General features: G+C 74.2%; 10 protein-coding genes and 2 pseudogenes. 5 read left to right on the top strand and 7 right to left on the bottom strand.

Going from position 1 to position 12694, the window contains the following annotated elements:
- The 4 genes and pseudogenes from AB0O67_RS32905 to AB0O67_RS32890 all read right to left on the bottom strand — a co-directional run.
- Positions 1–1758: pseudogene (locus AB0O67_RS32905) on the bottom strand (hypothetical protein); the annotation flags it as partial.
- Between the two features lie 103 nt (positions 1759–1861).
- Positions 1862–2734 carry a hypothetical protein gene (locus AB0O67_RS32900; protein ID WP_365458242.1) on the bottom strand — a complete coding sequence of 291 codons (873 nt, stop codon included), beginning with the start codon at positions 2732–2734 and terminating at the stop codon, positions 1862–1864.
- Between the two features lie 22 nt (positions 2735–2756).
- Positions 2757–4283 (bottom strand): hypothetical protein, encoded by a 1527-nt coding sequence (locus AB0O67_RS32895; RefSeq protein ID WP_365458239.1) that lies wholly within the window; start codon positions 4281–4283, stop codon positions 2757–2759.
- Positions 4284–4373: 90 nt separating this feature from the next.
- Positions 4374–5069 carry a GntR family transcriptional regulator gene (locus AB0O67_RS32890; RefSeq protein ID WP_365458236.1) on the bottom strand — a complete coding sequence of 232 codons (696 nt, stop codon included), beginning with the start codon at positions 5067–5069 and terminating at the stop codon, positions 4374–4376.
- A gap of 177 nt (positions 5070–5246) precedes the next feature.
- Between AB0O67_RS32890 and AB0O67_RS32885 the strand changes: the two genes are divergently transcribed.
- The 5 genes from AB0O67_RS32885 to AB0O67_RS32865 are packed head-to-tail and all read left to right on the top strand — an operon-like array spanning position 5247 to position 9663.
- Entirely contained in the window at positions 5247–6566 is a 1320-nt protein-coding gene (locus tag AB0O67_RS32885; RefSeq protein WP_365458233.1) for an MFS transporter, read from the top strand.
- A complete protein-coding gene (locus AB0O67_RS32880; RefSeq protein WP_365458230.1) occupies positions 6563–7384 on the top strand; it encodes a putative hydro-lyase in 822 nt (273 codons plus the stop codon). The genes AB0O67_RS32885 and AB0O67_RS32880 overlap by 4 nt, the downstream gene beginning before the upstream one ends.
- A 16-nt stretch (positions 7385–7400) precedes the next feature.
- A complete protein-coding gene (locus AB0O67_RS32875; protein WP_365458227.1) occupies positions 7401–8159 on the top strand; it encodes a 5-oxoprolinase subunit PxpA in 759 nt (252 codons plus the stop codon).
- Positions 8156–8797: an allophanate hydrolase subunit 1 gene (locus AB0O67_RS32870; protein WP_365458224.1), complete on the top strand. Its 642-nt coding sequence runs from the start codon at positions 8156–8158 to the stop codon at positions 8795–8797. Before AB0O67_RS32875 ends, AB0O67_RS32870 begins: the two co-directional genes overlap by 4 nt.
- Positions 8794–9663: a biotin-dependent carboxyltransferase family protein gene (locus tag AB0O67_RS32865; protein WP_365458221.1), complete on the top strand. Its 870-nt coding sequence runs from the start codon at positions 8794–8796 to the stop codon at positions 9661–9663. Before AB0O67_RS32870 ends, AB0O67_RS32865 begins: the two co-directional genes overlap by 4 nt.
- A 390-nt stretch (positions 9664–10053) precedes the next feature.
- On the opposite strand, the pseudogene AB0O67_RS32860 reads toward AB0O67_RS32865, so the two are convergent.
- The 3 genes and pseudogenes from AB0O67_RS32860 to AB0O67_RS32850 all read right to left on the bottom strand — a co-directional run.
- Positions 10054–10884 (bottom strand): annotated as a pseudogene (locus AB0O67_RS32860) (SGNH/GDSL hydrolase family protein); the annotation flags it as partial.
- Complete coding sequence (locus tag AB0O67_RS32855) at positions 10881–12044, bottom strand: glycosyltransferase (protein WP_365458218.1); 1164 nt, start codon at positions 12042–12044, stop codon at positions 10881–10883. The gene AB0O67_RS32855 and the pseudogene AB0O67_RS32860, both read right to left, overlap by 4 nt.
- On the bottom strand, positions 12041–12694 hold a 654-nt coding region (locus AB0O67_RS32850), incomplete at its 5' end, for a glycosyltransferase (RefSeq protein WP_365458215.1). The genes AB0O67_RS32850 and AB0O67_RS32855, both read right to left, overlap by 4 nt.

Genomic DNA, 12694 nt, shown 5'->3' with positions numbered 1-12694 from the left:
GGCGACCTCACGGGCGACGCCCTCCGCGAGAAGCTTCTGGTAGGCGGCGTAGGCCTGCTGGTACGCGCGCGCCTGCTCGCTCGCCCGGCGGGACACCTCACGGGCGGTGTCCCAGGCGGCCACCGCCGACTTCTCCGCGTCGCTGGCGGCGAGGGCGGCCCGGGCCGGATCGGCATCGGGCGCGCTGTCGTCCAGCCAGCCCGCGCGCACCGCCTCGGCGGTCTCCTGCTCGACCTCGGTGAGGCGCTGCCGGAGGTGGCCGACCTCGCTGCGGGCGCGCTGCGCCTCGGTGGCGGCGGCGGTGGAGTCCCGATAGGCGCAGTCGCTGACCTCCTGGAGTGCGGCGGACCGCTCCTCCTCCTCGTTCGCCAGCGCCTCTGCGCTCTCCGCCGCCGCGTGCAGGGCCCGTACGAGGTCCACGGCGGCCCTGGTCCGCGCGGCGAGCGCGGGAGCCGCGTCCCGTTCTGCCTCCTGGATCGCGGCGGCCACGCGCGCGACCCGGTCGGCGGCGGCGCGGTGGCGCAGCACGGCCTCGGCGGCCTGCCAGGCCGAGTGCAGGGTGCGCGCGTCGGCGAGCTCACGCTTCTGGGCGGCCGCCGACTTCTCGGCGGCGGCGAGCGCCAGGGAGGCGTGTCGGTAGGCGAGTTCGGCGGCGATCAGTGCGCTGCGCTCGCGCGCCGACTCGGCGTGGGTCACGGCGTAGGCGGCGGCCGTGACCCGTTGGGCGAGGTCGGCGCCCCTGACCCGCTCCTGTGCGCCGCGCGCGGACAGCCGCCGGGCCAGTGTGCGCGTCCGCCGCTCGGCCCCGGCGTGGATGTCCCGCGCGCGTGCGCGTGCCTCGGCGGCCTCCACGATCCGCCCGAGCAGATCGACCGACCCCGCCGTGAAGTCCCGCTCGGCGATCAGCTCGGCCCGCCGCCCCAGCTTGTTCCCGAAGCCGCTGACCAGGTCGGCGAGACCGTCGGTGTCCCGGGTGTCGGTGACCGCGCGCAGCAGCAGGTCGGTGAAGTCGGAGTCCTTCTTCACCGCGAAGAGCCCGGCCGCCTCGCCCTCGTCGGCGTTCATCTCCCTTTGGTAGCGGAAGAGTTCGGGGTCGAGGCCCAGGTCGCCGAGGTGTTCGGTCCAGCGTTCGTGGATCTCCTCCCAGTGCACTTCGAGGTGCGGATACGCCTTGCCCGCTTCGGTGAGCGCGTCCCGGAACCCCTTCATGGTGCGCCGCCGCCCCTGCGCCCCCGACTGGCCCTCCATGGACGGCCGTACGGCGGTGGCCTCGGCGACGGGCAGGTTGTCCAGGCTGAGCCCCGGTCCGGGCCGGAAGGAGTACCAGGCCTCGGCGAACTTCCGCGGGTCGTTGGAGACCTGCCGCCCGCGCCACTCGCTCACCTTGCCGACGACGACGCACTCGCCGGTCAGCACGTGCTGCCACTCCAGCGCGACATGCCCGCAGTCGTCGGCGAGCAGGAACTTCCGCAGCACACCTGAGCTGGCGCCGCCCAAGGTGTTCCGGTGGCCCGGCAGCATCACCGAGAAGATCAGCTTGAGCAGCACGGACTTGCCGCCGCCGTTCTCCAGGAAGAGCACGCCGGCGGGGGCGGGTCGGCGCGGCGGGCCGACCGGCTCCTCCTCGAAGAACTCCGCCTGCGTCGGCGCGGGGTCGGGCACGGGCTCGCCCACACCGCGCAGGTCAAGCACGGTGTCGGCGTAGCGCGCACCGGCGGGCCCGATGGAGTAGAGGCGGACCCGGGACAGCTCGTACATGGCGGACTCTCGTAAGTCTTCGGCAGATCGGTGAAGTGCGGTTCTACGTGCGGATCGACGTGCGGATCGGGAAGTTCGGGGGCGGGGCCGGGAGGCCGAGGAGTCAGGCCGAGTGGAAGGGCAGCCCGGCATCGGCCACCAGTTCCAGATCGTCGCCCTCCTCGGGAGGCAGCAACGTCGGGGTGCCGTCGGTCACCGGGACGACGCCCAGCTCCAGCAACTCGGCCATGGCCGCGCTGCCGGCCATGTCACGCACCTGGAGCTGGTAGCGGGCGGTCGTGCGGTAGGTGCCGCCGTTGTCGTCGCCGGTGCGCTGCAGGAAACCGGAGTCGGTGAGGAAGGCCACGGCCTTGCCGACGATGCCGGTCGTGGAGCCCGCGAGGCGCCGCGCGTCCTTGGTGGCGCCGGTGGCGCTGCGTCTGACCCAGATCCGCCAGGCTGCCTCCAGCCCGGGCGCGTCGGTCGCGGGGTCGGTGTTCTCCCCTTGCTCGGCGGCCCGCTCCTCCAGCCGTCGGCAGGCCTGGCGCACGAAGGCGTCGACGCCGTTGACCGTCACACGGCCGATGTAACCGTCGTCGGCGAGGTCCTCGGGGCGCGGGAACGCCATGGCGGCGACCGCGAGATGCGCGAGCCCGTGCAGGAAGCGGTCGCCGGAGTCGGCGGCCGTACGCCGCGCGTAGTCGCCCATCCGCACCGCGAACACCGAGTCCTCGGCCGCGGTCACGGCCATCCCCGCGCGCGGGGACACCTCCAGCACGACGAGGCCCAGGCCGGCGGCCACGGCGTCCGCGAGCCGCGCGAACGCGGGGTGCTCGCGGTAGCGCCGCAGCAGGTCGGCGTACTCCTGGTCGCGGGCGGGCGGCAGCTTCGGCTGCAACCCGAACGCGACGAGCCGCGCCGCGTCGGCGGCGTCGGCGGGGGTGACGGCGGCGCTCCCCGGCGCCCCGGCGCCTTCCGGCTCAACGTGCTCGCTCACGACTGCAACTCCTCAGTGGTCATCACGCGGCCTCCGTACGGTCCGCTGTCATCCCCGCCGCGTCCAGCAGGGCCGTGCCGACGATCAGGTCGGCCCCGCCGAACTCGGGGTCGTCCAGCTCCGTCCCGTCGTCCACGGAGAACAGCAGCTTCTCCTCTCCCTGCCGGTACGCCGTCCCGACCGGCGGGCTGGCCGCGTGGACCGCCATCAGCGCCACCAGGTACGGCAGGTCGGGGTCCGTCCGGCGGGCCTGGGCCAACAGCCCCGAGAGACGTATCGGGGCGTCCGGCGGCAGATCCAGCAGCGCGTTGGCCGCGGCCAGTTGCTCCTCGCTGAAGCGGCTGTCGTCCGGTGTGGCGATCAGATCGGGCTCCGGCATCTCCGCCCCGAGGTGCTCGCGCTCCACGGGCGGAGTCAGCAGTATGTCGACCAGGTCCCCGACCCGGACGGACACCGGCGTGCGCAGTCCGGTCCCCTTGGCGAAGAAGGCGTCCGTGACGCGGATGGCCTGCTCCAGCGGCAGCGGCAGCACCGGCGCGACGAGGTGCCCGTACAGGTCGATGCCCGCCGTGGACATCGGGGTCGCGAAGGCCTGCCGGTCCTGCTCGGCGCGGAACAGGGGCCCGGCCTCCAGCAGTCGCGACTGCAACTGGGTGTGCCGCCGGATGCAGTCCTTGACGATGTCGACCAGCTCGGCGGCCCGCCGCTTGTGCTCCGGGTCCTCCGACTCGTCGCGCGCCTTGCGGATGTTGGTGAGGATGGCGTTCTCGTGCCGGTAGCGGTCGGCGACGTGGTCGAGGGCCTCGGCGATCATGTCGGGGACGGTGCTGAGCCAGTCCACCGCCCGGACGTTGCGCCGGGTCGCCTCCAAGGCGCGGCGGAGCGTCTCCGAGTACTGCACGGTGCGGTAGCGCGCCTGTTCGGCCGCCAGCTGGGCGTCGGCCAGCCGGCCTCGGTTGATCAGCACCTCCAGCTTGACCTCGGCCGCGATCTGCGCGCTGGTGACATCGGTGTCCAGGGCACCGACGAGGACGTTCACCGCCTCGTCGGTGGTGCGCAGGTAGACGCTGCCGCCGGGCCCGGGCACCTCCTCGATCAGCTTGAAGTCGTAGTCCCGCCGGACATATGCCCCATCCGGTGCGAAGGTGCCGTAGACCGCGCGGAATCCACGGTCCACGCTGCCGACGTTGATGAGGTTCTCCAGGACCCAGCGGGCCACCCGCTCGTGCTCGGCGGACGGCCGGCGCGGGGCCTGCGCGGCAATGCGCGGGACCAGCCGGGCCACCACCTGGTCGTGGTCGGCGCCGGTGTCGAAGTCCATGTTCAGCGTGACGAGGTCGATGGCGGCGAGGGCCACCTCCGCCATGCCGTACACCGAGTACTCACCCGCGAGGTTGGCCTTGCGCGCGTCGAGGTCGTGCAGCGGCGCGGTGCAGGCGAGCGCGCGCAGCCGCCGCGCCAGTCCTTCGTCGGCGGCCGGGCCCGGGGCTGGGCGCGGCCCCGCGCTGAACTGGGGCGGAACACTGTCCGTCGATGCAGGCGAAGTCACGGTGCACAGATTAGGTCCTCGGTGTGACAACGGCCCAAACGACGCAGATGCCTCCCCACGTCACGCCGGCCGCCGGGCCCGGGGGACGCCCTACGCGTCGTCGCCCACCCGCCGGCGGTAGACCTCCACCACCCGCTTCAGCGAGTCGTCGAGGTACACCTCCAGCAGGCGCTCCGCCTCGCGCCTGTCGCCCGCCTGAAGGGCCTGCAGAATCTGGCGGTTGCGGGTGAGGTAGGGCTCGTGCAGCCGTCGCGGGTCGTCCACGACGTGGAAGGCGAGGCGCAGTTCGGCGAAGACGCTGCGCATCAGCTCGTCGGTGCGTTCGCCGCCGGCGAGGGCGACCAGTTCGCGGTGGAAGTGGATGTTGGCCGTACCCAGGCCTTTCCAGTCATGCTCGGCCGACGCCCGCTGCCCTTCCGTCACGGCGGACGCGAGGCCGTCGAGCGCGTAGGGCGGCTCGCCGAGCCCCCGGACGACGGCGCACTCGACCAGGCGCCGGGTGCGGTAGATGTCCTCGACGTCCTCCACGGCCAGGACCCGGACGAAGACGCCCCGGTTCAGCTCGTGGACCAGCAGACGTTCGTGGGTGAGCAGCCGGAACGCCTCGCGCAGGGTGTTGCGTGAGACGCCGAGCGCCCCGCCGATGCTGTCCTCGGACAGCCGGGTGCCGGGCGGGAAGTAGCCCTCGGCGATCCGGCTCCTGAGGATGTCCGAGACGCGTTCGGCGGTGCTGGTGCGCCCCAGGAGGGCCCGGTCGTCGGCCAGTCCCGTCAGCTGCTCTGCCATGCCCGGAATTCAACCGCAGATACCAGAACGAAACAACATGAGTATTGAGGGATCGTTGAACGATCCCCTACCTTGCTACGAACGGTGCCGCCCCTCCCCCACGGCGGCGGCGCCGCCGCGCTTCCGCACGGCACTGCTCAGTCCGCAGCACCCTCCGTCCCCCTCTGCGAGGTGCCCATGAGCACGACCCCTCCACCACAGGCCCTGCCCACCGACGCGCACCCGGGAAAGGGTGAACAGCACGACGCCGACGGCGCGTTCGGCTGGCTGCGCGCCCTCGGCCCGCGCGGCCGCCGCGCCTTCGCCGGCGCGTTCGGCGGCTACGCGCTGGACTCGTACGACTACTTCACTCTCCCGTTGAGCATGGTCGCGCTGGCCGCCTACTTCGGTCTGGACAGCGGCCAGACGGGCCTGTTCACCACCGTCACGCTCGTCGTGTCCGCGATCGGCGGCGCCCTCGCGGGCGTGCTGGCGGACCGCATCGGCCGGGTCAAGGCGCTGATGATCACGGTCGTCACGTACGCCGTCTTCACGGTGGCCTGCGGCTTCGCGCCCAACTACGAGACACTGCTGGTCTTCCGGGCGCTGCAGGGCCTGGGCTTCGGCGGTGAGTGGGCGGTCGGTGCGATCCTGGTCGCCGAGTACGCCGGTGCCAAGCACCGGGGCCGCACCCTCGGCGTGATCCAGAGCTCCTGGGCCGTCGGCTGGGCGCTGGCCGCGATCGTCTACACGCTGGTCTTCTCGTTCCTCGACGAGGGCCTGGCGTGGCGCGTGATGTTCTGGACCGGCGCGCTGCCGGCCCTGCTGGTCATCTGGATGCGGCGACGTGTGCAGGACGCCCCCGAGGCGGCCGCCGCACGGCGGAAGAACCCCCAGAAGGGATCGTTCGCGGCCATCTTCAGGCGAGGCACGGCCGACTCGCCGGGCCCGCTGCGGACGACGCTCTTCGCGGTGCTGCTCTCGACCGGCGTCCAGGGCGGCTACTACACGCTGGCGACCTGGGTGCCGACGTACCTGAAGTCGGAGCGCGGCCTGTCCGTCGTCGGCACCGGCGGCTATCTGACCTTCCTGATCTCCGGCGCCTTCGTCGGCTATCTCACGGGCGGTTACCTCACCGACAAACTGGGCCGGCGGCGCAACATCTGGCTGTTCGCCCTGCTGTCGGCGGTCTGCATCCTGGCGTACGCGAACATCCCCGGCGGCGCCGACACCCTCGTGCTGGTGCTGGGTTTCCCGCTCGGGTTCTGCATGTCGGCCATCTTCAGCGGCTTCGGCTCGTTCCTGAGCGAGCTGTACCCGACCGCCGTACGCGGTACGGGGCAGGGCTTCACGTACAACACCGGCCGTGCGGTCGGCGCGGTCTTCCCCACCACCGTCGGTTTCCTGGCGGACAGTTGGGGTGTGGGCGGCGCGCTGGTCTTCGGCGCGATCGGCTACGGACTCGCGGCGCTGGCGCTGCTGGGGCTGCCCGAGACGCGCGGGAAGGAACTGGTGTGAACCGCACCGACGACCTTCCCCTGACCCTCGTCGACCAGCACGCGCACGCGTGGACCCCGCAGGAGGCCCGGACCCGGTTCCGTGCGGGACTGACCGGCCCCACGGCCGGGGTCGCGGCGGGCCACACCCAGGCCAACCTGATCGCGGTGCCCGCCGACTGGGCCTACGACATGCTGCTGTTCTGCCAGCGCAACCCGAAGCCCTGCCCGGTGCTGGACGTCACGGACGCCGGTTCCTGGACGACCGAGCTCGCGGCGGGGGCGGATCTGCGCACCGACCTGCCGCGCTACCGGGTGTGGCGGGACGGTGAGTTGGTGGACGAGCCGACGGACGTGCTCGGGCACTGGCGGGACGATCTGGTGTCGTTCCTGATCGGGTGCAGCTTCACCTTCGAATGGGCGCTGTCGGGTGCGGGCGTCCCGCTGCGCCACGTCGAGCAGGGACGGAACGTGCCGATGTACGTGACCAGTCGTCAGTGCCGTCCGGCCGGGCGGCTGCACGGGCCCATGGTGGTGTCCATGCGGCCGGTCCCGCCCACGCGGCTGGCGGCGGCGATCCGGGAGAGCAGCCTGCTCCCGGCGGTGCACGGCGGCCCCGTGCACTGCGGTGACCCGTCGGCGCTCGGGATCGGCGACCTCGCCCGGCCCGACTTCGGCGAACCGGTGACCGCCGATCCGGACGACATCCCGGTGTTCTGGGCCTGCGGAGTCACCCCGCAGGCGGCGGTGATGGCCTCCCGGCCGCCGTTCGCCCTCACCCACGCACCGGGCCAGATGTTCCTCACCGACGCCCGCGACGAGCAGTACCGCGTGGCCTGAACAGCCAAGGGGACCCATGACCGCGATCGATCTGAACGCCGACCTCGGCGAGGGCTTCGGCCGCTGGCGGCTGACCGACGACGAGCAGCTGCTGTCCGTCGTCACCAGCGCCAACGTGGCCTGCGGCTTCCACGCCGGGGACGCGGCCACCATGCGGCGGGTGTGCGAGCTGGCCGCCGCGCGCGGGGTGACGATCGGCGCGCAGGTCTCCTACCGCGATCTGGCAGGGTTCGGGCGGCGCGCGATGGACGTGCCGCCCGCCGAGCTGGCGGCCGAGGTGGCCTACCAGATCGGCGCCCTGGAGGTCTTCGCGCGCGCGGCCGGCGCCCGTGTGGCCTACGTCAAGCCGCACGGCGCCCTGTACAACCGCGTGGTGCACGACGAGGAGCAGGCCGCCGCGGTCGTCGACGGCGTGCTCCTCGCCGACGGCTCGCTGCCGGTGCTGGGACTGCCCGGCTCCCGGCTGCTGGCGGCGGCCGCAAAGGCCGGACTGCCGCCGGTCCTGGAGGCGTTCGCGGACCGCGCGTACACCGACCAGGGCACCCTCGTGCCGCGCGGCCGGGAGGGCGCCGTCGTGACCGATCCCGAGGCCGTCGTGGCACGGTCGGTGGACCTCGCCCACTCCGGGACGGTGGTCTCCCACTCCGGGGCCCGCATCGCCGTACGCGCGCGCTCCCTGTGCCTGCACGGGGACACGCCCGGCGCGGTGGAGCTGGCCCGGCGGGTGCGCCGACGGCTCGAAGAGACCGGTGTCCGGGTGGAGGCCTTCGCATGAGGGTGCTGCCGGTCGGGGACGACGCCCTGCTCGTCGAGGTCTCCTCCGGCGAGGAGGCGCAGGCGCTGCACGCCGAGCTGCTGCGCCGCCGCGCCGAGGGGTCGCTGACGGTCCGCGAGATCGTGCCCGCGGCCCGTACCGTCCTTCTCGACGGCCTGCCCGACGTCGCCCGGCTGGCCTCCGAGTTGACCGCCGCCGACGTGCGGCCCGCTCCCCCGCGCGCGGGGGAGGCCGTCGAAGTCCCGGTGCGCTACGACGGCCCCGACCTCACGGACGTCGCCGCCCTGTGGGGCGTGAGCGAGCGGGAGGTGGCACGCATCCACGCCGGAACGGAGTTCCGGGTCGCCTTCTGCGGGTTCGCGCCCGGCTTCGGCTACCTCACCGGTCTGCCGCCGCGCTACGACGTCCCGCGCCGCGCCACACCGCGCACCGCCGTCCCGGCGGGTTCGGTGGCGCTGGCCGGACCGTACACGGGCGTCTACCCGCACGCCTCGCCGGGCGGCTGGCAGCTGATCGGCAGCACGGACGTGGTGCTGTGGGACCACGCCCGCACACCGGCCGCTCTGCTGTCCCCGGGCACGCGCGTGCGTTTCGTCCCCGTGGCCGCCGCACTCCGGGACCCGGTGGGGCACTCATGACGGACCGTGCGCTCGCCGTCGTACGGGCCGGGGCGCTGACCACCGTGCAGGACCTGGGCCGTCCCGGGCACGCCCACCTCGGCGTGCCGCGCTCCGGGGCGCTCGACCAGCCCGCGGCGGCCCTCGCCAACCGGCTGACCGGCAATCCGCCCGAGGCGGCCCTTCTGGAGACCACGATCAACGGCTGCGCGGTGCGGCCGCGTTCCCCGGTCACCGTGGCGGTCACGGGCGCGCCCTGCCGGGTCACCGTGGACGGGCGCCCGGTCGCCTGGGGCGCGCCGGTGCGGGTGCCCGCGGGCGCGGTCCTGGACGTCGGCGCGGCGACGCGCGGGGTACGCGGCTATGTGGCCGTCTCCGGGGGCGTCACCGTCGAGCCGGTGCTCGGCAGCCGCTCCACGGACCTGCTGTCGGGGCTCGGCCCGCCGCCGCTCACGAACGGCGCGGTGCTCCCCCTGGGGCGGGTCACCGGCCCCCACGCGCGCGTGGACGGCGCCCCGCAGCCCGCGCCGCCGACGGAGCTGGTCCTGCGGGTGACACTCGGGCCCCGCGAGGACTGGTTCACGCGGGAGGCCGTACGGATGTTCACGTCGCGCCCGTACCGCGTGTCCGCCGCCGGAAACCGGATCGGGCTGCGCACCGAGGGACCCGCCCTGGAGCGGGCCCGTCCCGGCGAACTGCCCAGCGAGGGCATGGTCCTGGGAGCGGTCCAGGTCCCGCCCGACGGCCGGCCGGTCGTCTTCCTCGCCGACCACCCGACCACTGGCGGCTACCCGGTCATCGCGGTGGTCCGCACGGCAGACCTCCCGGCGGCCGCACAGGCGGCGCCGGGCACACCGGTGCGCTTCGTGGCGGTACGCCGTCGCTGACACACCCGGGGACCCCGTGCGGGGGCCTCGGCCCTACGCCGCCTCCGTCGCCGTCTGCGCCTCAGCGACCGAACGCTGATCCGGTGCCGGCCGTTGCTCCGTGACCGGCCGTTGCTCCGTGACCGGCCGCTGCTCCGTGATCGACCGCTGACCGGGCACCGACCGCTGACCCGGCGCCGACCGCTGATCCGCCACCGAGCGCTGCTCCCCGACCGATCGCTGACCCGGCACAACCCCCTGCTCGGCCACGACCCGTTGGTCCGGCATCGGGTGCTGCTCGGCCATCGCCCGCTGGTCCGGCGCCGTCCGCTGCTCCGGCATCGACAGCCCTTCGGGCAGAAGCAGCTTCCCCGGCTCGGGCCGCTGCGCGGGCCAGGCCCTCGGCTCCGGCTCCGGCAGCGCCAGCGCCGCCAGCGCCGTCGACACCGCGGTCGCGGACCGCAGGTCGAGCCGGGCGCTGGTGCCACGCGCGCGGTGCCGCATCTCGACGGCTGCGAGACGCAGCAGCTGGGGCAGCAGGTCGTTGCACCGCCGCAGCACCCAGGCCGTGCCCGCGGTGGCGAGCCACAACAGGCTCGCCGACCTGGTCGGCGGCGGGAACTCGGGATCGGCTGTCGGCGCGGTGCCCGTGGCGATCCCGGCGTCCGCGAGCAGCCCGTGGAACCGGACGGCCAGTTGCCGGTGTCCGCGCTCCCCCGGGTGCAGCCGGTCCGAGGACCACATGGCCCGGTCGTCGACCCAGTCCCCCTCGGCCGCGTGCACATGCATCGCCCCGTAGCGCTCGGAGAGCGCGTGGACCACGACGTTCACCGCCCGCTGCCGCCGGGCCAGCGGGCTGGCCAGCACCCCCGGCAGCCCCAGCATCGAACCCGGGTCCGGCAGGCAGGCGGTGAGGAGGGCCGTGCCCTGCCGGGTGAAGGCCGCGTACACCTTGTCGAGGCGTTCGGTGATGTGGTGGATGTCGAACGTGCGGCGCAGCGTGTCGTTCACACCGACGAGCACGGACGCGACGTCCGGCTGCAGGGCCAGCGCGGCGGGCAGCTGGGTCTCCAGCACGTCGCTGGTCTGCGCCCCGCTGACCGCGAGGTTGGTGAATACGGCGGGCGGCTCGGACAGCCCGCCGGCGAGCAGCGCGGCCCAGCCGCGCCACCCACTCCCGACGGGGTCCCCCACCCCCTCGGTCAGCGAGTCCCCGAGGGCGACGTAACGGACGGATCTCATGCCGCGCCCTCCGCACGGGCGAACGGTCGCTCGGGCACCGCCGCGTCGTGCACGGCGAGGAAGGCGTCCACCGCCGTACCCCAGCCGAAGCACTCCGCACGCGCGCGTGCAACCTCCCGGCGCTCACGCTCGGGGCGGTCGAGCAGCATCTCCACGGCGTCCGCGAAGGCGTCGCCGTTGTCCGCCGCGGTGGCCCCGGCGGGTCCGATCACCTCGGGCAGCGCGGAGGACGCGCTCGCCACGACCGGCGTGCCGCAGGCCATGGCCTCCAGTGCGGCGAGCCCGAACGTCTCGGCCGGGCCCGGGGCCAGGCACACGTCGGCGGTGGCCTGGAGCGCGCCGAGCAGGCTGCGGTCGGCGACGTGCCCGAGGAAGGTCACCGGCAGGTCGCGCTCCTGCGCCCGCTTCTCCAGGTTCGCGCGCAGCGGCCCGTTGCCGGCCACCACGAGCACCGCCCGCACCCCGCGCTGGCGCAGCGACTCCAGGGCGTCCAGGGCGGTTCCCGGCCGTTTCTCGACGGACAGCCGGGAGCACATCACCAGGAGCTTCTCGTCCGCCCGCGCGTGGGTGTCGCGCAGCGCGGCGTCGCGCATGGTGGGGCGCCGGTTCATCAGGTCGACGCCCAAGGGCGCCCGTACGACGTTGCGGGCGCCGATCCGGATGAACTCCCGCTCGGCGAACTCGGTGGTGCACACGACCTTCGAGTAGGTGTGGGCCGTGCGCACGTTGAGGGCGTCGGCGGCGCGCCGGGAGAGGTTCTCCGACAGGCCCCAGGTGCGCAGGACGCCGTCCGCGGTCTCGTGGGAGACCATCACGGCGGGCACCCGGGCGCGCCGCGCCCACCTGCCCGTCCACCTGAGGGTCGTCCGGTCGGAGACCTCCAGGCGGTCCGGGCCGAGTTGCTCCAGGAGCGCGGCGACGCGGCGCTTGTCGACGAGGACGCGGTAGCCGCCGGTGCCGGGGAGCACCGGTCCGGGCAGGGTGATCACCCGGCCCTGCTCGGTGTCCCGGTCGCTGTACTTCTCGCCCGGCACGATCAGGACGGGGTCGTGGCCCGCGAGCTTGAAGCCCTTGCCCAACTCCCGCAGCGCGGTGCGCAGGCCGCCGGAGGCGGGGGCGACGAAGTTCGCCAGCCGGACGATGCGCAGGGACGCGTTCATGCCGCCACCGCCGGCTTGCGCGCGTCGAGGACGGCTTCGTAGTGGGCGATCAACTGGTCGCCGATGGCGGCCCAGGTGCGGCCCTCGACGGTGGCGCGGGCGGTGTGGGCGAAGGCCGCGCGCAGCGCCGGGTCGGCGGCCAGGGCGGCCACGGCGTCCCGGACGGCGTCCGCGTCGCGCGGCGGCACCAGGAGTCCGGTGCGGCCGTGGTCGACCAGGTCCATGGGCCCGCCGGCGGCGGGCGCGACCACGGCTACACCGCTGGCCATGGCCTCCTGCACGGTCTGGCAGAAGGTCTCGAAGGGGCCGGTGTGGGCGAAGACGTCCAGCGAGGCGAAGATCCGGGCGAGTTCGTCGCCGGTGCGGCGGCCCAGGAAGACCGCGCCGGGCAGCGCCTCGGCCAGCCCCGGCTGGCTCGGCCCGTCGCCGACGACGACCACGCGCACGCCGGGCAGCCCGCAGACACCGGAGAGCAGCTCGACGTGCTTCTCGGGCGCGAGCCGCCCGACGTAGCCGACGATCAGCTCGCCGTTCGGAGCGAGTTCGCGGCGCAGTGCCTCGTCCCGCAGGTCGGGGCGGAAGCGGGGGGGGGGGGGGGGGGGCCCCCCCGCCGGGCCCCCGCGCGCGCGCGGGGGGGGGGCGGGAAGCGG

It is taken from the genome of Streptomyces sp. NPDC086077, from assembly GCF_040686175.1.
Taxonomy (GTDB): domain Bacteria; phylum Actinomycetota; class Actinomycetes; order Streptomycetales; family Streptomycetaceae; genus Streptomyces.
Note: the sequence above shows the minus strand (reverse complement) of the source record. Positions and strands in the feature narration are given on the sequence as shown.

What these genes read in the sequence shown, in the direction of transcription:
- AB0O67_RS32875 (WP_365458227.1), top strand. Translation starts at nt 7,401, where the DNA reads ATGACCGCGATCGATCTGAACGCCGACCTCGGCGAGGGCTTCGGCCGC.
- AB0O67_RS32885 (WP_365458233.1), top strand. Translation starts at nt 5,247, where the DNA reads ATGAGCACGACCCCTCCACCACAGGCCCTGCCCACCGACGCGCACCCG.
- AB0O67_RS32890 (WP_365458236.1), bottom strand. Translation starts at nt 5,069, where the DNA reads ATGGCAGAGCAGCTGACGGGACTGGCCGACGACCGGGCCCTCCTGGGG.
- AB0O67_RS32865 (WP_365458221.1), top strand. Translation starts at nt 8,794, where the DNA reads ATGACGGACCGTGCGCTCGCCGTCGTACGGGCCGGGGCGCTGACCACC.
- AB0O67_RS32855 (WP_365458218.1), bottom strand. Translation starts at nt 12,044, where the DNA reads ATGAACGCGTCCCTGCGCATCGTCCGGCTGGCGAACTTCGTCGCCCCC.
- AB0O67_RS32870 (WP_365458224.1), top strand. Translation starts at nt 8,156, where the DNA reads ATGAGGGTGCTGCCGGTCGGGGACGACGCCCTGCTCGTCGAGGTCTCC.